Origin of the sequence: Arthrobacter sp. H41, from assembly GCF_000520535.1 — a bacterium.
Lineage (GTDB): Bacteria > Actinomycetota > Actinomycetes > Actinomycetales > Micrococcaceae > Arthrobacter_D.
The window spans coordinates 12,608-33,915 of sequence record NZ_KI914788.1; the positions used below are offsets into that span (position 1 = coordinate 12,608).

Here is a 21,308-nt window from a genome sequence, read left to right on the forward strand (position 1 = left end):
GCGTGGCGAGTGCGGCAGGTACTTTCCCCGCCACACGTGATTTAAACATGATGCACCACCTCAAAATTTGCTGGATAGGTGAATCTATGGTATGAGCACTACGGGGGAAAGGACCGCCCGCCCGGAGAGTGACGCCGAATTGTTAGAATTTCCCCATGACAAAACTCCCCGTCGCCCTGGTCACCGGAGCCTCCCGCGGTATTGGACTTGCCATCGCACAGGAGCTCGCCTCGACCCACCATCTCCTGCTGGGCGGCAGGGACGCCCAGGCCCTGTCCGCCCTTGCCGCCGGCTTTCCCTCAGCTGAACCATTCGCCGCGGAACTCCGAGACGGGGTCCGGGTGAAGCAGGCCTCCGCAGGCATCGATTCCCTCGACGTGCTGATCCACTCAGCAGGAGTGTTGCGGATGGGCACGGTGGCGGAGCTGTCGGAGGACGCGTGGCGGGAAAGCTTCGAGATCAATCTCTTCGCCGTCGCCTCGCTCACCCGGACGCTGCTTCCTGCCCTTCGAGCCGCGCGGGGGCAGGTCATCGCCATCAACTCCGGCTCGGGCTACAGCTCGGGCGCCGGATCCGCCGTCTACAGCGGCACGAAATTCGCGCTCCGTGCACTGACCGACGCCCTCCGCGAAGAGGAACGCAGCAACGGGGTACGGGTCAGTTCCATCCACCCCGGCCGCGTAGCCACCGACATGCAGCAGGAACTGCACGCCTGGGAAGGCAAGGAGTACACCCCCGAGGCCTGGATCCGCCCGGAACAGGTGGCGAAGGCCGTCCGGCTCGCCGTGGACGCCACCCCCGAATCGACGATCGAAACCCTCAGCGTCCGGCCCTCCGGAATCCGCTAGGAGTTTGGCCGGGCACAACCCGCGGCTTCCCGAACTGGGTCCGGACACCCGGTGAGAACAGCACGGAGTCAGGTGGCCCGTCCACGGAGAATCCTGCGGCGCGCAGTAATCCGTCGTCGAGCTCCGTCTCCTTCGCCGGGTGCAGGGGCCACGGCGTGTGCGTATTGGGAATGTAGAGAGTGCGTGCACCGAAGGTGCTGTGCAGGCCGAAGCGGGCTGTCAGCTCGAGGGATACGGTGTCGTCGGCTGTGCGCGCCAGATCCGGCTCCACTGCGAAGCGCGACGACGCCTGCCCCCGGTACCGCGCGACGTCGTACCCGTACGATGCCGGCATCCCCCCTGCGGAGAGGGGACGGCACCGCGACCACACGTAGGGGATGCCGCCGGCTCGTGCGGCGAGCACGACGGCGAGGCGGGAGGCATCGAGCGTCACGAAGACCACGCCCCTGGTCCCGTCCTGTTCCCGGGAGTAGAGGCGCACGTTGATCTCGGCGAAGGAGCCGAAGTACGGAGCCGGCAGGCCCCTTCCCAGGCCTGCGCCGACCATGCGGAAACCGATCAACCCCACCCAGGACGAGCCGTCGATCTCGTCGGGAACGGTGCCCGGCGGCAGGAAACGTGCGGCTGCCGATGCCGGAATTCGCCAGTGCAGGAAGACGGCGTCCGCCCAGAACTGCTCCATGATCACCGGGCGCGGGAGCTCCGGGGGATGCGGCCAGGGGTCGCCGGGTCGTCGGGTCATGAGGTTTCTCCTAGAAGGCATACCGGATGCGGGAGTAGGGAAGAATTTCCTCGGCCAGGGCCAGGAGCTTGTCGAGGTACCCGCGCTTTTCATAGGCGATGTAGCGCACGTTGGGAAAACCGTTCCCGGACTGTTTGACCTCCTGCAGGTCAGGGCGCCAGAGGATCTCTTCGGCCTGCGGGTGCCAGCCGAGGTTCACCTCGTGAAGCTGCTGGTTATGAGTCAGGAAAATCACCTCTGCCGCGAGCTGCTTCTTCGCCGCTGGTGACAACGCTGCGTCGAGTTGCAGGAACAGTTCCTTCCACTCCTGCAACCAGCCTGGAGTGATAATCACGGGTGAGAAGTTGACGTGCACCTCGTAGCCGGCATCCACGAAGTCATTGATGGCGGTGATCCGCTCGCTGACCGGGGAGGTCCGGATGTCGACGGTTCTGGCGATCTTCTCCGGCATCAGCGAAAACCGGATCCTCGTTCGCCGTTGCGGATCCCACGTCAGCAACTCGCGGTTCACGTACTTGGTGGCGAAGGACAGCTTGGCGGTGGGCAGTTCCCGGTACAGCTCCACGAGGTCCTGCACATTGTCGCTGACCAGGGCGTCGACCGAGCAGTCGCTGTTCTCCCCGATGTCGTAGACCCAAGCGGAGCCGTCGCACTGGTTGGGCTCGAGCTTCATGCCCTGCCGCGCGACGTGCCGCTCCAGGTAGCCGCTGATCTGGTCGATATTCGCGAACACCGTGATGGGATTGCTGTAGCCCTTGTGGCGTGGCACGTAGCAGTAGGCACACGCCATGGCGCAGCCGTTCGCCGTCGACGGTGCGATGAAGTCCGCGGACCGCCCGTTGGGCTTCGCGCTCAGGGATTTCTTGACGCCCACCACCAGCGCTTCGGTCTTGATGCGGACCCATCGCTGCACATTGGCCTCGTTGCCGCTCAACTCGGGGATGCGCCAGTGGCTGGCCACCTCGACGACATCGGCCTCGGGCCAGCGCGCGAGGATCTCCTGCCCGCGGGGCAGCGCGGCGGCGGCCGGCTCGATATAGATACGACTGATCTGCAGCAACTTGTTGGCCTGAAGCATGCAACCTTCCCGGAACGGTTCGCCCATACCCCTTCAGGCTAGCCAACGCCACTGACAAAACAGACGGTCCGCGCGGAACGGCTGACAGATGCGTTCCCCGATTCGCCCTCATGGAAACGGCCATCAGGCACGGTCACCGGCTGCGGGCGTGAACAGGGCCGGACGGTAGTCTTGCTGCGTGCGTAAAGAAACCCTGTGGGAGATCCATGTCCGCGAGAATCCGGGGCATTCCGCCCGTTACATCGAACGCTTCGAGGAGCTCCGGGCCGACGGCGCGGACCTCCATGGAGAGGCCCGACTGATCGACGCGATGGTGGGCCGGACCAGCCGCATCCTCGACGCAGGCTGCGGCCCCGGCCGTGTCGGCGGCGAACTGGCAAGCAGGGGACACGACGTCGTCGGGGTGGATCTCGACCATGAACTGATCGCCGCGGCAGTCCGGGACCACCCCGCCGCGGCCTGGCACGTCCGGGACCTCGCCCGGCTCGACCTCCTCGACGAGGGCCTCGCCCGGCCCTTCGACGTCGTCGTCTGCGCGGGCAACGTGATGACGTTCCTTGCGCCGGGGACGGCTGCCGAAGTTCTCCGACGGTTCCGGGAGCATCTCAAGGCGTCCGGCCGTATCGTCGTCGGCTTCGGCGGCGGCCGCGGATATTCGTGGGACAGCTTCTTCGACGATGTGGCACAGGCCGGACTCACGGTGGACGCCACGTTCTCCACCTGGGATCTGCGGCCCTGGAGCGAGGACAGCGGATTCCTCGTGGCAGTCCTTTCACCCGGCACCCATTAGGCCGGCGGCGCCGCGGCTACCGCCGGCGCCCAGGCCGGCCTGCTTCGATGAGTTGCCTAGATGGTCTGGCGGGACCGGATCCCGGCCCTGCCCATGGCGTCACGGTAGGCGGCGTGGATTTCGCTGAGCCAGATCTCCTGGTTGGCGGGTGTGCCCTTGAAAGCGCGTTCGCCAGTGGAACGGACTTCGTAGATCTTGAAGCCCCGCTTCTGGATGGCGCGGTTCTCGAGCTTCATGAGGCGACGGGCTGCCTTGTGGGCATCTGCGCCATGGGCAACAAGGGCGGAGGCCCGTGGCACCTGCTGCAGGAAGCTGAGCAGCGGCTTCACGCCGTCGGCGATCTGGTCCATGGAGAGCGCGCGCTCCTTGCCCTCGGGAAGGTACCAGGGGTAGGCGTTCCATGGCATCACCTGCTCGGGAAGGATCCCGACGGCGTCATAGATGCTCGCAGCGCGGATGGCACTGGGGTCATCGTTTTCGAACGAAACAAAGCCCGAGGGCAATTCTGCTCCCGGGCTTGAAAAGAGGCTGACGATCTTGCAGGTGTCGACGTCGTGGACTGGATCAATGTAAGGGACACCGAAATCCGGTTTCATCTCGGCCAGGGTGTCGCAGAGCCGGTTCACGTCTTCGATGTTCGGGTCGTAGCGCCGCTCCCATTGCTGGGTCTGATATGAAGGGTCCGCCATACGTTGTACCAATTCAGCCTCCTTGCGGGCATTACCTGGAGTGGTCAAAACTTGTCCGCCTGATTCAAGCTTACGCCGATGACGGCGCTCGTTCCGCGTGTCCCCTTTTGCGTGCCGGGCTGGCACCGGTGAGGGCCGCGTGAACAGGGGTCCCACCTGTAGCAAGACGACGGCGTGTCGCCGGGGACATGCCGTCGTTCCCTGTCCTTGGGTGGCCATTGCTCCCGGCCCTCATCCCCTCGGCCGGTGCTCCCCAGGCATAGACGCCCATCAGGTGCGCAGCAATGGCCATATGACTTTGCCGACCCAGATCGGTAACTACTGCGCACTCGATGTGCGGAGCGCCCGCGGATCGTCAGCCGACCGGCCTACGATTGGATCGACGCCGCACAAAGCCGCTCTGAGAGCCGGAAACCCTATGGACTACTTCGCGATCAATTCGCTGCGCGACCACCACGCAGGCTGGTTGCTGTTGCGAGCCCAGAATGCGCCGCTGACCCTCGCCTTCCTGATGAGGGCGTTTACCCTGCCCAACCAGCGCAATCTCGGTCGTCAGAGTCTCATCGACACCCTCGATGACGTGCTGTTCGGGCTCCGCGACGCACTCGGTGAGGAGAAGTTCCCACGCCCAGCCGCTGAATACCTGGACGGCTGGGCAGCGCCGGAGAAGGCCTGGCTGCGGAAGTACTACCTGCCCGGCAGGGACGAGCCCGTCTACGACCTGACGGCCACGGCTGAGGACGTGATTCGCTGGGTCGAAAGCCTGCAGGGCCGCGATTTTGTCGCCACCCAGTCCCGCCTGACGAGCATTTTCCAGTTGCTGAAGGTCCTGGTCCACCAGTCCGAGACGGATCCGGAGGTGCGACTGGCGCAACTGCAGGCGCAGCGGGACGCGATCGACGCCGAAATGCGCCAGATCGAGGAAGGCAACATCCGCGTGATGAGCGCCTCCGAAGTGCTGGATCATTTCCAGCAGCTGACCATGCAGGCGAAGGGCCTGCTGGCCGATTTCCGCGAGGTGGAGCAAAACTTCCGGACGCTCGACCGGGGACTGCGGGAACGGATTGCCACCTGGGACGGGACGCAGGGTGAGCTGCTGGACTCGATTTTCGCCAATCAGCAGGACATCACGGGCTCGACGCAGGGGCGGACGTTCCAGGGATTCTGGGACTACCTCATGTCCCCCCAGCTCCGTACCGAGTTGCGGGACCTGCTCGAGCGGGCCACCCGAATCGAATTGCTCGCCACCCGCAGCGATATCTCCGGGATCCGGAATCTCCAACAGGAGTGGCTTCCCGCCGTCGAGCAGACCCAGTCGACGGTCCGCCAACTGTCCCAGCAAATGCGCAGGCTCCTCGACGACAAGGTGTTCCTTGAGAACAAGCGCATCATGCAGCTGCTGCGCAGCGTCGAATCGCACGCACTGGCGGTGCGGAACCATGCCCCGCCCGGAATTCTTATGGACATCGACGCCCAGGCCGTCGACGTGATGCTGCCCTTCGAGCGTCCCCTGTATCAGCCGGGCAGCAGGGTCAGCGTGAATGATGCAGTGTTCATCGCCGACGACGCCGACGTCGATGCTGGCTCGCTCTTCGACCAGTTCCACGTCGACAAGGGCCGCCTCGCCAAGAACGTCTCGGCTGTCCTAAACCAGGCGGAACAGGCCACACTGGCCGACGTCGCCGACGCCTTTCCGCTCAGCCAGGGTCTGGCTGAACTCGTCACCTATTTCCAGCTGGCCTCGGATTCACCGTGGGCCACGATCGACGCCGAAAAAACCCAGCAGCTTTCCTGGACACTGCCGGACGGCAGCATCCGGGAAGCGACCGTTGAGCAGATCATTTTTGTGAGGCCTTCATGAGCACGTCCGCCACCGAAGAACTACCCGCCGTTGCCACCCGGCTTTTCCGCGGCGCGGTGTATGCCGAGGCCGATGAGAAGATCTGGCAGTCCCTCGTTCCACTGGCCCCGCACGTCCGGGACTACGTCGCGGTCCTGGGTCTTGAACTGGTGCTGGATGAGGCGGAGGGCTATGCGTTCCTGCGGTCGAAGCCAGGCGACGACGGAGACACACTGCCGCGTCTGGTGCCACGTCGGCAGCTCACCTTCAACGTCAGCCTCCTCCTCGCACTGTTGCGGGCCCGGCTCGCCGAATTCGACCAGCAGAACAGCGAGACCCGGCTCATCCTGACAGAGCAGGAAATTATCGACATGGTGTCGGTCTTCCTTCCCAGCTCGAGCAACGAGGCTCGTATCCTCGACCAGCTGGGCAGCAACATCAAGAAAGTCGTGGAGCTGGGCTTCCTGCGCAGACTGCGCGGGCAGGCCGACACCTTCGAAGTGGCGCGGATCCTCAAGGCCTATGTGGACGCACAATGGCTCGAGGAGCTGGATTCGCGGCTGGCCGACTACCGCTCCGCCCTGGCGGACCCGTCGGGCCGCGCCACAGACCCGATTGGAAGGACAGGCGCATGAGCACCGAGACGCAGGAGAGCCTGTTCCCGCTCACCGACCTGTCCGCGGCGGACGGGGCCGGGCCCGCACCCGGATTCCGGCTCCACCGCCTGGAACTGCTCAACTGGGGCACGTTCAATCAGGGTGTGCGCACTTTCCACCTCGGCAGTGAGAACAGTCTGCTGACCGGGGACATCGGGTCCGGCAAGTCCACGGTGGTGGACGCCGTGACCACCCTGCTGCTCCCGGCCCACCGGATCGACTTCAACAAGGCCGCCGGTGCCCAGAAGAAGGAACGGAGCCTGATGTCCTATGTGCGCGGGTTCCACAAGAGCACCCGCGCAAGCACCGGCGAGTATTCCAAACCCGTGGCACTTCGCGGGTCCAGTTCCTACACCGTGGTGCTGGGTGTTTTCTCCAATGCGGCGCTGAACAAATTCGTGAGCCTCTCCATTACTCTCTGGGCTCCCCAGGAGGGCGGCCAACCCAACCGCTTCTATGCGCTCTCCGAAACCGAGCAGTCCATTGCCGCCGATTTCTCACGCTTCGGCAATGATCCGGTGAAGCTGAAGAAGCAGCTGCGGGCGGCGGGCGCCACGGTGCACGACACCTTCGACCCCTACGCGGCGGCATTCAAGCGCCAGTTCGGCATCACCGGGGACCAGGCGATGGAGCTGTTCCACCGCACGGTGTCCATGAAGCAGGTCGAGAACATCACCTCTTTCGTGCGCACGAACATGCTCGAGCAGGACGATATCCCGTCGCGCATCAAGAACCTGATCCACCACTTCGACGACCTGAAGAAGGCCCACAACGCCGTCCTGCGCGCCAAGGACCAGATCGGGCTGCTCACGCCCATCCGTGACGGCGCTCAACGTCATGATGAGCTGAAAACGAAGGAAGACCGCTGCCGCCTCCAGCGGGACCAGCTGCATCCCTGGTTCACTGCCCGCAAGCTCAGCCTGAGCCTGGAGCACCAGGATGAGCTTGAGCGCACGGGCGTCCGCCTCGAGGCGGACCGGCTGGCACTGCGCGCCGAGGTCGCAAGGCTGCAGCACGACCTGGCGGCAATCCAGGAGGACATTCGCACCAACGGGGGTGGCCGGCTGGCCGCGATCGACGCCGAAGTCTCCCGGCTCACCGAGGAATCGCGGCGCCGCCGGGTCCGCTTTCACGATTATTCCGAGGCCGCCGAAGCGCTGGGACTGCGGGTTCCCGAGGACCGCGTGGTATTCGATGACAACACCGCGAGGCTGTCCGTCGTCGAGGAGGACCTCCGCCGGCACGCCGGTGAACTTCAGCAGGAGCGCACGGCTGCGTCGAAGAGGCGCGACGCAGCCCTTGAACTGGCGTCCGAGCTGGAGGCGGACCTGAAGAGCCTTCAGTCGCGCCAGAACCTCCTACCGAGGCGGCAGCTCGACCTGCGACGCCGGCTCTGCGAGGCGACCGGGCTGACGGAGACGGCCCTTCCCTTTGCCGGTGAGCTGCTCAAGGTCCGCGACAGTGAGGCGGCGTGGGAAGGGGCCGCCGAGCGGACCCTCTACGGTTTTGCCCTGTCGCTGTTGGTGCCCGCCGCACACTACGCCGCCGTCAGCAGTTGGGTGGACGCCACGCACCTGGGCGCTCGCCTGGTGTACCTGAAAGTCGGCGAACCGGAGCTGCCCAAGACGCCGGAACCGGGAACGCTCGGGGCGAAGATCTCAGTGAAACCGGGAACGGACCTCCGCCGGTTCCTGCAGGACGAACTGGCGCGGCGGTTCGACCACATCTGCTGCGATTCCATGGAGGACTTCCGCCGGAACACCAAAGCACTGACGGTGAACGGCCAGTTGAAGGGCGGCCGGTGGCGTCATGAGAAGGACGACCGGCGAGCCCTCGATGACCGCGGCAACTTTGTGCTGGGCTGGGACAACCACGCCAAGATCAGCCGGATTCGCGCAGACCTCGATGCGGCAGTGAGCGAGCGGCGGGTAGCCGACACCACCATCGCCAAACTCGATGCCCGCCTGGCGCAGTCCGCGCTGCACCAACGCCACCTGGGGGCCGTCACGGGAGTCCACGAGTTCGGTGAACTCGATTGGAAAGCCGCCGCGAGGAAAATCGAGGAACTGGCGTCGGAACGCTCGGCCCTCGCCTCCGCCAACAACGTGCTCGAAAAGCTGGCCGCCAGTGAACGGGAGGTGCAGGACCGGTTGCAGGGCCTGACCGTGAGGCTCGAGGCGGTGCAGAAACGGATCGGTCGCAATGAGAACGCCGCCGAGGAAATCGCCGCCGCGATCGACGAGTGCCGCGTGGCACTCGCGGAGCACCCGCTCACGTCCGACGTCGTGCTGCTGGCCGAGGTCGAACAGCTCACCTCCGGCGCATCGGACACGGACAGTCTGACCTACCGGAACACGGAGAAGATCGAGAGTGCGGTCCGAGCCACACTGAGCGCCTCCATCGACGCGCTCACCAGGCAGATTGCCCGCGCCGCTGAGACGACCATCCGGCTGATGGCAGAATTCCGCGGCCGCTATCCGGGCGAGACCACCGATATGGATGCCGCACTTGACGCCGCATCGGAGTACAACCGGTTGCTGGTTCAACTGGTCAGCAACGACCTCCCCCGGTTCGAAGCGCACTTCAAGGAATCCCTGAACCAGAACACCATCCACGAGGTGGTGGCCTTCAACGCCTTCCTCGACGCGCGACGGCAGGATATCGCCGATCGCATCCACGAAATCAACCGATCGCTGGCAGGCATCGAGTACAACCCCGGACGGCATATCCAGCTGGAGCCCCGGCCCACGACGGACCCCGAGGTCCGGGACTTCGGCGTGGAGCTTCGGGCCTGTTCCGAAGGAACCCTCGGGAACGAGGACCAGTATTCGGAGCAGAAGTTCCTGCAGGTCGAGCAGCTGATTGAGCGGTTCCGCGGACGCGACGGCCTTACCACGCTCGATGAGCGTTGGACGGCGAAAGTGACCGATGTGCGTAACTGGTTCACTTTCTCGGCCTCCGAGAAATGGACCGAGACCGGCGAGGAGTTCGAACATTTCTCGGATTCAGGTGGGAAGTCAGGAGGCCAGAAGGAGAAGCTGGCCTACACCATCCTTGCGGCAGCCCTTGCCTTCCAGTTCGGGCTGGCGTCCCAGGCATCGCGCACGTCCGGCCATTCCGGCGCCGGCAACCGCAGCTTCCGCTTCGTGGTGATCGATGAGGCTTTCGGGCGCGGGTCGGACGAGTCAGCCCGGTACGGTCTTGAACTGTTTCGGCGGATGGAATTACAGCTGCTGATCGTGACGCCGCTGCAGAAGATCCACGTGATCGAGCCGTACGTCTCGAATGTCGGTTTCGTCGCCAATCAGAGTGGCGACGATTCACGTCTGCGGAACATGACCATCCAGGAGTACCGCGACGAGCGCGACCGCCGTGCCAGCTGACGCCCGGCCGGCTTTCGGGTGGACCACCCTCGCCGCGCTGCGCGCGCAGAGCAGCAAGGCATGGGATCGTGGCACACTGCTGCGTGAACTGGTGCAGCCGTCGGGAGCGTATCCCCGCCGTCGTGCGCTGAAGCATCCCACGGCGGGTGAGCTCCGCTCCGAGTATGCGGCTGCCCGGCAGTGGGCGGCGGACATCCACTCCGGCGCTTCAGGATTCTCCGTGGAGACCGCGGCCCTGGGGCGGACGACGATCGGCGCCAACCAGGTGCCGGTCGCGGTGGTTTTCGATACCGCGCTCGATGAAGCACGTTTCCTTGGACGAACCCGGCAAGCCGGGGATTTCCTCCGCCTGGCCGCCGGATTGGGGGCAAAGCATCAGCTGCTGGCCGGCTGGGCGGCGGATCATCCGATCCCGTTGCTGACCCTCGGCGCTGATGCCATGACCGCCGCGGAGGTGGCTCTCTGGCTCGCTGCCAACCCCGGTCCCGGCACCTATCTCCGGCAGCTCAGCCTGCCCGGAGTCCACACCAAGTTCGTCGAGGCGCACCGCCAGACCATCGACCAGATGGTGGAGGTCCTTCAGCCCCGACGTATGGGGTCCGGGGTCTTCCCTCTGCCGGTTGGAGCGGCGTCGTCGCCGGCCGCGCGCTTCGCCGCCCGCCATGGCTTCCTGCATCCGCCGGAGCTCGTCCGCTTTCGCCTGCTCGACCAGTCCCTGGCCTGCCCCGAACTCGCCGATGCAACGGACCTGACCGTGACCGCCGAAGCGTTTCGCGGTCTGCGGTTTCCCGTGAAACGCGTTCTCATCACGGAAAATCTGGTCAATTTCCTCTCCCTCCCGGAGGCACCGCGCACTCTTGCCCTGTTCGGGAAGGGCTACGGCTTTTCTGCGGTGCGGGACGCCTTCTGGCTCTCCGAGTGCCCCCTGCACTACTGGGGCGACCTCGACACCCACGGGTTCCGCATTCTCGACCAGTTGAGATCCGTGCACCCGCACGTCGAGAGCGTCCTCATGGATGAGGAGACGCTGCTCACGCACCGGGCGCTCTGGGGCACCGAGCCGACGCCGTCGCGCGCCGAACTCACCCGCCTCACCGGACCGGAGGGCGAGCTTTACCGTGCGTTGCGGAACGATGTCCACGGTCCGTCCGTGCGGTTGGAGCAGGAACTCATCGGCTGGGATTATGCGGTGGCACGGCTGGCATCCTCCTAGGGCGGCCTCGGTGCGTCGATCAGCATCGAGTGCGCAGCCATAACCTCCGACCGGCTCTCAACCGGTAACTGCTGCGCTCTTGATGGGACTCCGACCCCAATAAGGCAGGCTGGTGGTACCAACATGGAAGGCGGCCGCACATGGAAGCTGTGAACGACATGGACGGAGTGCGGATCTCCTATGAGAAGGCCGGGGAAGGTTCGCCGATCGTTCTGGTCCACGGGTCGGGACTATCACGCGCAATCTGGCGTGGACTCGGTTACGTCCGCGCGCTGAAGGATCAGTACCAGGTGGTCTCACTCGACCTGCGCGGCCATGGACGGAGCGGCAAACCGCGGGATGAGTCGAGTTACAGCATGGACCGTGTCACAGGAGACGTTCTGGCCGTTCTGAACGCTGAAGGAATCAATGCAGCGCATTATTTCGGCTACTCGTTCGGGGCCCGAGTCGGCTTTTCCTTGCTCGCAAGCCATGCTGACCGGGTGCTTTCCTTCATCTCCGCCGGCGGAACGTACTCGTCGCCGGCCGGCCAGATAGAGTCACTGTTCTTCCCTGGCTACGACGCTGCGTTGAGCGCGGGCGGCATGCCGGAATTCGTGTCCCGATGGGGTGACGCCGCCGGCCACGACATCGACCCTCAAACTGCAGCTGCTTTCCTCGCGAACGATGCGCTGGCACTCCGCGCGTACTTCCGGAGCAGCGAGACGGAGCCCGGCGTCCCTGAGTCCCTCCTTGCAACTCTCACCGCACCATCACTGCTCCTGGCCGGATCCGAGGACCGGTTGCGCTGCGAGGATTCGGAACGGGCTGCATCCTTGATGCCGAAGGCGCAGTTCCATCTGTTGCCGGGCAGGGACCACGGGCGGACGCTTCATCCCCCGGGCCCCCTCCTTGAGCTCATCCGCCCGTTCCTCGAATCGGGCGGATGAAGGTTACCCGACGACCGTTGAGTACAGCTCGGACCCACCCAGATACACGAACAGCAGGACAATCAGGACCAGGAGGGTGTTATTGATTTTCCCACTCCGATACTCGGGATCGACCCGCTTGGAGTTCAGCAGGTAGAGGAGCCCGATCGAGAGCAGGGGCATGAAGATTGCGCCCATAATCCCGTAGGCAAGGACGATTGCCAGCGGCCTCTCGATCAGCAGGAGCAACATCGGCGGGAACGTCATCCAGGCAAGGTAGATCCGGAAGTAGGGATCCTGTTCCGTGATCGACTCGTGGGAGCTTGTTTCTTTTCGTTTTGCGTCCCGGATGATGCGGACGAAGTCGGCGAAGAGGAAGGAAACGCCGTGCCACGGCCCAAGAATCGAGGTGAAGATTGCCGCCCAGATACCGATCAGGAGGGCCCAACGCGCGGTGGAACCGAATCTGTCGCCGTAGCTGTCCGCAAGCCCCACGAGGCCTTCGTTGCCCTCGATGGTTATGCCGGATCCGAAGAGGAGTTCGGCAGCGATGATCAGGACGGAGACCGCGAAGATGGACGTGATGATGTACGCGGAGGTGATGTCGAAGCGCATCATCGGAATCCACTGTTTACCTATCCAGCCTTTGGCGTGGATCCAGTAGGAATAGCAGGTCAGGGTGATGGTTCCGCCAACACCGCCGATCACGCCCAGGATGCGCAGGAAGGAGCCTTCGGGAACCGACGGCGCGAGACCGTAGGTGACAGTTCCAAGATTTGCGAGGATGACGACGGCGGAACCGACGACGGTCACGAACATCAGCGCCACGAAAACGGTCATCGCTTTTTCGAGGACTGCGTAACGGCCGAACCAGACCAGGACGAACCCGGCGAGCGCTGACAGAATCGCCCACAACCAGAACGGTGGGCCGGGGAACATCGCGGTTAGTATGAGCGCCGACACCGCTGGGAGCGCTGCGCCGTAGATCAATCCGAAAACGACGACATAGACACCGAAATACCCGGTGGCCACCCACCCGAGCGAATGCCATCCCTCCAGGAACGTCTTTCCCGTGGCCAGATACCAGCGGCCGATTCCCTCGGAGAGGATGAGCTTGATGGCGGCGCCTCCGATGATCGCCCACATCAGGGCCCAGCCGAAGTCGGCTCCGGCGAGGGCGGACATGATGAAGTCGCCGGCCCCTACACCTGTCGCCGCCACGATGAGGCCAGGACCGATGAATTTGAGTTTCTTCGCAAAGGTAGTCGGTGGCTGTTGTGAGCCCCTGGGCGCATTATCGAGATCGTTACTCAAGACTTTTTCTCTCTTTCAACCGTTGCCTGGTAATCCTCGGGTCCCCGAGTTTCATTTCAGCGGTGAGCAGTTGCAGGGTTCTGCACCGGTTACCGCGGTCAGCGGTGGGTACCTGCAAAAGCCTTCACGCCCTTGTGTGAGATCGATCATGGACAACGATAGGTGACGCGGGACACCATCACAATAGGCGTTTTGTTACAGTACTAAAATGACGAAATCGACGATCGAACTTGGTTGGGCCCCTGATGAACCGACGTCGAGGGGAGTAGCGAACGCGGTCGGCCGAGCAATCCGTGACGGACTTCTGCAGCCGGGAACGAAGCTACCGTCCATTCGGGCCGTCGCGTCGCAACTCGAGTTGTCGCCGACCACGATCAGCGCCGCCTGGTCGCTCCTCGCCCGATCAGGTGCCATCCACACCGACGGGCGACGCGGAACGAGGGTCGCTGACATCGGCCTCGGGTCCACCCGGTACAGCCAGACGCTGGATCGCCAAAGCCTTTTCACGCTGGACCTGTCCACCGGCGTGCCCGACCGCGAGCTCCTGCCGGACCTTGAGCAGGTGCTGAAAAACCTGACGAGCGCCGTCACGCCCGGCAGCTACCTCGATCCACCGGTGGTGCCGGAGCTGATCGAGGTTCTCCGGCAGGACTGGCCCTACCACGCCGAGACCTTCGCGGTCGTGGACGGCGCGATGGACGCACTCGAACTCGCCACACGTGCTTTGGTCAGGTTCGGGGACCGCGTCATCGTGGAACATCCGACGTTCCCCCTGCTGCTCGACCTGCTCGAAGCCGCGGGTGCAGAAATTGTGGGGGTTCCCATGGACGATCAGGGCATGCTTCCCGGTGCCCTGGAGCAGGCCCTGGCCACCTCGGCTGCAGCTGTGATCCTTCAACCGCGGGCACAGAATCCGACAGGGGTTTCATTGACACCCTCGCGCGCCGAGCAGCTGGCGGGGATCATCGGGGCCGCGGACGTCACCGTTATCGAGGACGACTCGGCTGGATATGTTGCCTGGACGCCGGCAATCAGTCTGGGGCAGTGGCTGCCGGAGCGGACGCTGCACGTGCGGAGTTTCTCCAAATCCCACGGCCCGGACCTACGGCTCGCGGCCATGAGCGGGCCCGAGAACATCATCAACGAGATCATTTCTCGACGCCAACTGGGCCAGGGTTGGACAAGCAGGCTGCTGCAGCGGATCCTCCTCGGCTTGCTCACCGAAGCGCCGGCAGCTGAACACATCAACCACGCACGCCGCGAATATCGGCGCCGCCGTGAGGCAATGGTGGACGCCCTTGCACTCCATGGCGTCCAGGTCAACGGCGCGGACGGTATCAACATCTGGATCCCGGTCGCGGACGAGTCAGCCGCCATGGTGCGGCTCGCGAGCCAGGGTATTGGAGTGGCTCCTGGCGCGCCGTTTGCCGTGCTCCCCCAGCAGCAGGGCCATATCCGGGTCACCATCGGTGCAGTTTCCGGATCGGTACCTGAACTCGCTGAGCTGATTGCCGGTGCGGCGTTCGCAGGAAGCTGGAGCGGCGGCCGCTGATATTATGTACTGTAACAATATAAGTGTTGTCAGGGGGTCACGCCCGACGTAGTGTGGGCAGGGTCAGCTTCACCGACGGATTGACGCAGTCGATCTGGTCGAGCCCGCCCCCTCGAGAGGATCCCGTGTTGAAGACAACTACCGCCGTAACCGGAACGGACGCCGAAATTGGCGAGGACATCCGTCGCAAGGACAGGGCACACGTCTTTCACTCCTGGTCGGCCCAAGCGCAGATCGACCCGCTACCCATTGCCGGGGCGCTCGGTTCCTATTTCTGGGACTACGACGGGAACCGTTATCTCGATTTTTCGTCACAGTTGGTCAATCTGAATATCGGGCATCAGCACCCCAAACTGATTTCGGCGATCCAGGAACAGGCAGGCAAACTCGCCACAATTGCACCGCTTTTCGCCAACGATGCTCGATCCGAAGCAGCGCGGTTGATCTCAGAACTGGCACCCGGCAATCTCAATAAAGTCTTTTTCACCAACGGCGGTGCGGAAGCGAACGAGAACGCCATCCGGATGGCGCGTCTCCACACCGGCAGGGCCAAGGTGCTCGCCGCGTACCGCAGTTACCACGGGTCCACCGCTGGCGCGATCGCCCTCACCGGCGATCCGCGGCGGTGGCCCTCAGAACCCACCATGTCCGGCGTCGTCCGCTACTGGGGGCCCTATTCATACCGGTCCGCTTTCCACTCAGCCGACGACGGCGAGGAGTGCGAGCGTGCGCTGACACACCTGCGGGACATCATCACCGTCGAAGGACCCCACACCATAGCGGCGATCATTCTTGAGCCCGTCGTCGGCACGAACGGCATTCTCGTCCCGCCGGAGAACTACCTTCCCGGGGTGCGGGCACTCTGTGACGAATTCGGGATCGTGTTCATCGTCGATGAAGTCATGTCAGGGTTCGGCCGGTGCGGCGAGTGGTTCGCCGTCGACCGCTGGAACGTGACACCGGACCTGATCACCTTCGCCAAGGGATCCAACTCCGGATACGTCCCGCTTGGCGGCGTCATCATCTCGGAGGACATTGCACGGACCTTCGATGACCGTCCATATCCGGGCGGACTCACCTACTCCGGGCACCCCCTCGCCTGCGCTTCAGCCGTCGCCTCGATCAACATCTTCCGCGAGGAAGGGATCATCGAGAATGCCCGTGCTTTGGGACGGGATGTCATCGGGCCACAGTTGAGAGCCCTGGCGGAGCGGCACCCGAGTGTTGGAGAAGTCCGGGGTCTGGGCGTCTTCTGGGCGCTCGAACTCGTGGTCGACCGGAAGACCCGGGAACCCCTGGTACCGTTCAATGCCTCCGGGGTCGCTGCCGCGCCCATGGTCGAGTTCGCAGACGCCTGCAGGAGTCGCGGCTTGTGGCCGTTCACACACTTCAACCGCACGCATGTTGTCCCTCCGTGCACCGCGACGGCTGATGAAGTCCTTGAAGGAATCGGGATCCTCGACGAAGCACTTGCAGTCGCCGACAAGTACTACACGGGCTGATCCGGCAGCTACGCCGTCGTATACCTCAACAAGGAAGGCTTCTCGATGAGCTTCACTACCCGGCCGGAACTCGCCGGCACTTTCGGCATGGTTTCATCGACCCACTGGATCCCGTCCCAGGTGGGAATGGGAATTCTGGAGCGCGGCGGAAACGCATTCGACGCGGCGGTCGCAGCAGGTTTCACCTTGCAAGTCGTCGAACCGCACCAGAATGGTCCGGGCGGGGATCTGCCGCTGATTTTTGCCCGTGCCGACGACAAGAAGCCCACGGTGCTATGCGCACAGGGCCCGGCACCTGCTGCCGCGACGCTCGAAGCCTTCGCTGATCTGGACCTCGACATGGTGCCCGGAACCGGATTGCTGGCCGCGGCCGTTCCCGGATCCACCCTGGGATGGCTGACCTTTCTGCGGGACCACGGAACGGTCAGCCTGCGGGAGGCTCTGGAAGCGGCTGAAAGCTATGCGGAGAACGGGTTTCCGGCGGCGCCGAAGGTGGTCGAATACATCCGCCGTGTGGAGCTGCTGTTCCGTGAGCACTGGAAATCCTCGGCCGACGTCTATCTGCCGGGTGGCAGGGTTCCTGAGCCGGGCCAACTGCTCGTCAATAAGGCGTTGGCCCGGACCTATCGGCGGCTGATGGAAGCCGAACAGCAGGTACTCTCCGACGGCGGAACACGCACGGTCGGCATTGACGCCGCCATCCGGGAGTGGACGGAAGGGTTCGTGGCAGAAGCGATCGACAGCTTCGTGGGGATCCCGTGCCGGGACTCATCGGGCAAAGACCACACTGGTCTGCTGAGCCTCGACGATCTCGAATCCTGGCGCCCGCACTACGAAGAACCGCAAACCCTGACGTTCAGGGGACACACTGTCTGCAAAGCGGGGTTCTGGAGCCAGGGGCCGGTTTTCCTGCAGCAACTTGCTCTGCTGGACGGACTCGATGTGTCGCCCGGTACAGCGGACGGCATCCACAAAATAGTCGAGGCCGCCAAACTGGCGTTCGCGGACCGGGATGCCTGGTACGGAGATGTGAGCGACGTACCGGGGCCAACGCTGTTGTCCGCCGACTACGCGGCGCAGCGCCGGCAACTCATCGGAGAAACCGCTTCGCTGGAGATCCGACCGGGCAGCCCGGACGGTCGGACGCCGGTCCTCCCCGATCTTGAAGTGAAAACCGATTTCGACGCGGCAGGGCTCACCGGGGTCGGCGAGCCGAACGCCGTCGCAGCCCTATTGGACTCCGGTCCCGAACCCAGCGGCGAGGCGCGAACCGACACGGTCCATGTCGACGTCGTTGACCGCTGGGGCAACATGGTCTCCGCGATGCCGAGCGGCGGCTGGCTGCATTCATCGCCGATCATTCCTGAGCTCGGGTTTCCCCTGGGCACCCGGCTGCAGATGGCCTGGTTGGAGGATGGCCTGCCCAACACCCTCGCCCCGGGCAAGCGCCCCCGGACCACTCTCTCCCCCACCCTGGTGATGAAGGGGCGCGAACCGGTGATGGCCTTCGGGTCGCCGGGCGGGGACCAGCAGGATCAATGGCAGCTTCATTTCTTCCTCAACTGGGTTCTGGGTGGCATGAACCTGCAGGAGGCCATTGACGCACCGGCTTTCAACAGCACGCATTTCCCGAGCTCCTTCTACCCTCACGAGCATCAGCTCGGGGTGGTCCTCATCGAGCAGCGGGTGGGCGAGGACGTCCTGGCAGAGCTGAGATCCCGCGGCCACCGGGTGGGACGGGCCGGCGACTGGGAGATCGGGCGGCTGTGCGCGGTATCCCGTGACCCCGATACCGGCATGCTGCACGCGGGCGCGAATCCCCGCGGCATGCAGGGGTATGCGGTCGGAAGATAGAAGAAATCGGACCACGGCGGTAACACCGGATGCAGCGCGCCGGGCGGCCGTGCGGGAACCGTCAGCCGAGTAAGGACAACGCTTCCTCGATATCGGCGACCTCGGTGCGGGTGGTGTAGTCGACGTGGATGTCGACGAAGCGCACCACACCCGAGGCATCAACGATGAGGACAGTGGGGAACGGGATAGCTGCGGTCGAATCCGCGTTGCTGTCAGCGACGTCGAACCCAAGTTCCGTATGCGCTTTGCGTGCTTCCTCACTGGGGGCGGTGACGATGCCCAGCTGCAGCGCCAGCACGTTCCCTTCATCGGAGAGGACCGCGAACTGCAGATTCCCGCCGTCGGCCGAGGCGCTTGACCCGTCGGGCGTCTGGGGGCTGATGGCGACCAGGGCGTCACCGCGCTGCTGGAGTAGCGGGAGCAGTTCCTGCTGGTAAGTCTTCAGCGTGATGTTGCAGTACGGGCACCAGGCGCCCCGGTAGAACACCAGGACGGTGGAGGCACTGCCGAGGGATTCGGACAGGGTGACGATCGACCCGTCGGCTGCGATCAGTTTTGCCTCGGGAAGTCCATCGCCGACCGATACTGCCTTCCCCGGAACGCCTGCCGAACTCAGCTGCGACTGCTCGCGGGCGAAGACTGCCGAAAGGTCGGGGCCGATCTTTTCGGTGAAGCCCTGATTGAACGTTTCGATCTGGGTCGCGATATTGCTCGTAGCCACGTGGGTAGTCCCTTGCTCGGAGATTCAGGCGATCGTGCTCCCTGTCAGCGTAGGAGAATGGATCGGCGCAGGCGATCCGCTCGTCATGAGCGGACACAAAAGAGGGAAACTGATCCGTGACAGCTTGGAGCAGCATTGTCGCCGTCATTTCTCAGCTGCAAGAAGCCCCGTCGTCCGGTAAGGGATGACCTCGCGCAGATACATGCTGGTCGAGGTCCGGAGGATGCCCGGGCACAGCCGAATCACCTCGCTGACGCGGTACAGATCGTCGGGACTTTTGGCCACTACCCGGCACAGCAGGTCGGTGTCACCTGCCGGCGCATGGCATTCAAGCACTTCAGGAATGTTGCGCAGCGCCTCAATTGCCTCATTCAACTTCGACTGGTCCAGCTCCGCCGAAACAGCCGCCATCACCGCCCGCCCCAGAGCAGCCGGCAGAATTCGGCTGCTGTTCGAGCGCAGCACACCGCTGGCCGTCATCCGCTCCAGCCGCGCCTGAATGGTTCCGCGGGCCAGTCCGAGCTTTTGTGCCAACATCATTACCGGAGCACGAGGGTCCTCGTCGAGTGTGATGAGGATTTTTCTGTCGATTGCGTCGAGCTCCCGCACATTGACTACTTCCTGTCGACGCATCGACCTGCTACTGGTCATATTGACTACCTAAAAGTCTACCCGTTGCCCGATCTGATTCGACCCTGTCTACTGGGAGCGAAAGTTGCGATCGTCACAAGCGAAAGCGACAGGCACCGCGGGGCAGCCCACCGGCTCATCTGACGGAACGACGCCAACAAGTGTCCGCCGATAGCCGACCGTGGAACCCCTCACCTCCTTGTCATTGCAGAACGGTGAGGGGCATTCTCCAGCTCGCTGTATGCTCAAGCTGCTGCGCTGCCCCGGGTCTCGGCTTTCCTGAGATCGCTCCGGGCGCCCAGCACCACACTCGACTTTCTCTGGGGAAACTGTGTCCACTCTTCAGGCGTATGCCGCGCAAGCATCATCTCCCTTGGGCGGTTTTCCGTCCGGTCAGCCGACGTACCGGATCCGGGGCGGCGCAGCGACCCGGATCGGCACACAGCTCCTTGGTCTCGTCGTCACGGTCCTGGCCCTCGGTGTCCGGGCGCCCTTTGCCGTCGTGCTGGTCCGGCACCGGCACGCGAAACACACGATGCTCGCGTGAGCCGGCACAAGGTCCTGCGGCGCATCGCGCTCTTTCTGACCGCCGCGCTCGCCGCGCCGCTCGCGGGGTGCGCCGAAGCGCCCGACGGCGAGGTCGGCACGGTGGTTCGCGTCATCGACGGCGATACCCTCGTCATCAACTTCGACGGCGAGGACCAGCGGGTACGGCTGCTGAACGTCGATACACCGGAGACGAAACACCCGGACAAGCCCGTCGAGTGCCTCGGGCCGGAGGCAAGCACGTTCCTCGAGAACCTCACGCCCGCGGGAACGAAGGTGGGGCTGGACTTCGACGTCGAACGCACCGATCAGTACGACCGCGTACTCGCCGCCGTATTCCTCGAGGACAGGACGCTCGTCAACGCCGAAGTAGCCCGTAACGGGCTGGGAGCTCCGGTCGTCGTCGAGCCGAACCGGGAGTATTTCGACGAGGTCCAGGCGGCCTACACGGAGGCCTCCACCCAGCAGATCGGTCTTCTCGATCCTGCTGCCGAGTGCACGCTCCCCGTCCAGGCCACCCAGGCAATGGCCGACCTCGCAGAGGCGGCAGAAGCCGCCGGAGCGGCGTCATCAGCGGGCGGGACCGCTGCGGCCCTTGCGGCTGCTGTAGGAGGCGTTGCGGTGGCGATCGCCTCAGCCAAGGCACTCCGCGAGGCGATAACTGCCGGCAGGAATACCGTTCTGTGGACAGCGCTGGGTGGAGCGGCAGCCGCAGACGCGCTCACGAAAAAGCTGTCGTCGGCGATCAGTTCCGGCGAAGCCTCGCTCGCGTCGACACAGCAGATCGTCGCCGATCGTGAATTGGCCGAGAAGGCAGCCGCGGAAGCAGTTGCAGCAGAGGAGCAGGCACAGGCTGCCGCCGTTGCTGTCGAAGCCGAGCGAGTCCAACGGGAAGCCGATCTGCGCGCCGAGGCGGAACGCGTGGCGGCGAACCTGGCCGCAGCGGCCGACGCCGAACGCGATCGGATTGCGAATCTGCCACCCGTGCCGGCGCCGTATGTCCCGCCTGCACCGGCCCCATACATTCCGCCCGCCCCCGCAC

Annotated in this window: 18 protein-coding genes; 12 read left to right on the plus strand and 6 right to left on the minus strand. The window is 64.3% G+C overall.

Features of this window, described 5'->3' with window-relative positions; translation table 11 throughout:
- Positions 1 to 155: 155 nt before the first annotated feature.
- Complete coding sequence (locus Y705_RS0107835; RefSeq protein WP_026532457.1) at positions 156 to 848, plus strand: SDR family oxidoreductase; 693 nt, start codon at positions 156 to 158, stop codon at positions 846 to 848.
- Here Y705_RS0107835 and Y705_RS0107840 read toward each other — a convergent pair.
- On the minus strand, positions 820 to 1,590 hold the full coding sequence (locus Y705_RS0107840; RefSeq protein WP_026532458.1) for a YqjF family protein: 771 nt from the start codon (positions 1,588 to 1,590) through the stop codon (positions 820 to 822). The two genes, Y705_RS0107835 and Y705_RS0107840, sit on opposite strands and share 29 nt — an antisense overlap.
- Before the next feature lie 10 nt (positions 1,591 to 1,600).
- A complete protein-coding gene (locus Y705_RS0107845; protein ID WP_026532459.1) occupies positions 1,601 to 2,668 on the minus strand; it encodes a spore photoproduct lyase family protein in 1,068 nt (355 codons plus the stop codon).
- Positions 2,669 to 2,846: 178 nt separating this feature from the next.
- Here Y705_RS0107845 and Y705_RS0107850 point away from each other — a divergent pair, with 178 nt between their 5' ends.
- Positions 2,847 to 3,458, plus strand: a complete 612-nt coding sequence (locus Y705_RS0107850) for a class I SAM-dependent methyltransferase (RefSeq protein WP_026532460.1) — start codon at positions 2,847 to 2,849, stop codon at positions 3,456 to 3,458.
- 56 nt (positions 3,459 to 3,514) lie between these two features.
- Here the strand turns inward: Y705_RS0107850 and Y705_RS0107855 are convergent, their stop codons facing one another.
- Positions 3,515 to 4,147, minus strand: a complete 633-nt coding sequence (locus Y705_RS0107855) for a uracil-DNA glycosylase family protein (RefSeq protein WP_026532461.1) — start codon at positions 4,145 to 4,147, stop codon at positions 3,515 to 3,517.
- A gap of 418 nt (positions 4,148 to 4,565) precedes the next feature.
- On the opposite strand from Y705_RS0107855, the gene Y705_RS0107860 reads away from it, so the two are divergent.
- From Y705_RS0107860 to Y705_RS0107880, 5 genes are all read left to right on the plus strand, one after another.
- Positions 4,566 to 6,008: a DUF3375 domain-containing protein gene (locus Y705_RS0107860; protein WP_026532462.1), complete on the plus strand. Its 1,443-nt coding sequence runs from the start codon at positions 4,566 to 4,568 to the stop codon at positions 6,006 to 6,008.
- Positions 6,005 to 6,622 (plus strand): DUF4194 domain-containing protein, encoded by a 618-nt coding sequence (locus Y705_RS18330; RefSeq protein ID WP_049822447.1) that lies wholly within the window; start codon positions 6,005 to 6,007, stop codon positions 6,620 to 6,622. The genes Y705_RS0107860 and Y705_RS18330 overlap by 4 nt, the downstream gene beginning before the upstream one ends.
- Complete coding sequence (locus tag Y705_RS0107870; RefSeq protein ID WP_049822448.1) at positions 6,619 to 10,026, plus strand: ATP-binding protein; 3,408 nt, start codon at positions 6,619 to 6,621, stop codon at positions 10,024 to 10,026. Before Y705_RS18330 ends, Y705_RS0107870 begins: the two co-directional genes overlap by 4 nt.
- Positions 10,016 to 11,239 (plus strand): Wadjet anti-phage system protein JetD domain-containing protein, encoded by a 1,224-nt coding sequence (locus tag Y705_RS0107875; protein WP_026532464.1) that lies wholly within the window; start codon positions 10,016 to 10,018, stop codon positions 11,237 to 11,239. Before Y705_RS0107870 ends, Y705_RS0107875 begins: the two co-directional genes overlap by 11 nt.
- Before the next feature lie 140 nt (positions 11,240 to 11,379).
- Positions 11,380 to 12,168, plus strand: coding sequence for an alpha/beta fold hydrolase (locus Y705_RS0107880; protein WP_026532465.1), 789 nt, complete (start codon positions 11,380 to 11,382; stop codon positions 12,166 to 12,168).
- Between the two features lie 3 nt (positions 12,169 to 12,171).
- On the opposite strand, the gene Y705_RS18335 is transcribed toward Y705_RS0107880, so the two are convergent.
- Positions 12,172 to 13,461 (minus strand): Nramp family divalent metal transporter, encoded by a 1,290-nt coding sequence (locus tag Y705_RS18335; RefSeq protein WP_049822449.1) that lies wholly within the window; start codon positions 13,459 to 13,461, stop codon positions 12,172 to 12,174.
- A gap of 208 nt (positions 13,462 to 13,669) precedes the next feature.
- On the opposite strand from Y705_RS18335, the gene Y705_RS0107890 reads away from it, so the two are divergent.
- From Y705_RS0107890 to Y705_RS0107900, 3 genes are all read left to right on the plus strand, one after another.
- On the plus strand, positions 13,670 to 15,013 hold the full coding sequence (locus Y705_RS0107890) for an aminotransferase-like domain-containing protein (protein ID WP_026532466.1): 1,344 nt from the start codon (positions 13,670 to 13,672) through the stop codon (positions 15,011 to 15,013).
- A gap of 128 nt (positions 15,014 to 15,141) precedes the next feature.
- Positions 15,142 to 16,515, plus strand: coding sequence for an aspartate aminotransferase family protein (locus tag Y705_RS0107895; RefSeq protein WP_216698761.1), 1,374 nt, complete (start codon positions 15,142 to 15,144; stop codon positions 16,513 to 16,515).
- A 45-nt stretch (positions 16,516 to 16,560) separates the two neighbouring features.
- Positions 16,561 to 18,369, plus strand: a complete 1,809-nt coding sequence (locus tag Y705_RS0107900; RefSeq protein ID WP_026532468.1) for a gamma-glutamyltransferase family protein — start codon at positions 16,561 to 16,563, stop codon at positions 18,367 to 18,369.
- A 61-nt stretch (positions 18,370 to 18,430) separates the two neighbouring features.
- Here the strand turns inward: Y705_RS0107900 and Y705_RS0107905 are convergent, their stop codons facing one another.
- Together Y705_RS0107905 and Y705_RS0107910 are read right to left on the minus strand one after the other, a co-directional pair.
- Positions 18,431 to 19,090: a peroxiredoxin-like family protein gene (locus Y705_RS0107905; protein ID WP_026532469.1), complete on the minus strand. Its 660-nt coding sequence runs from the start codon at positions 19,088 to 19,090 to the stop codon at positions 18,431 to 18,433.
- Between the two features lie 144 nt (positions 19,091 to 19,234).
- Complete coding sequence (locus Y705_RS0107910) at positions 19,235 to 19,741, minus strand: Lrp/AsnC family transcriptional regulator (RefSeq protein ID WP_253908537.1); 507 nt, start codon at positions 19,739 to 19,741, stop codon at positions 19,235 to 19,237.
- Positions 19,742 to 20,093: 352 nt separating this feature from the next.
- On the opposite strand from Y705_RS0107910, the gene Y705_RS21825 reads away from it, so the two are divergent.
- On the plus strand, positions 20,094 to 20,267 hold the full coding sequence (locus Y705_RS21825; protein ID WP_155849977.1) for a hypothetical protein: 174 nt from the start codon (positions 20,094 to 20,096) through the stop codon (positions 20,265 to 20,267).
- A partial coding sequence (locus Y705_RS18340; RefSeq protein WP_162149056.1) for a thermonuclease family protein occupies positions 20,264 to 21,308 on the plus strand: 1,045 nt, incomplete at its 3' end. The genes Y705_RS21825 and Y705_RS18340, both read left to right, overlap by 4 nt.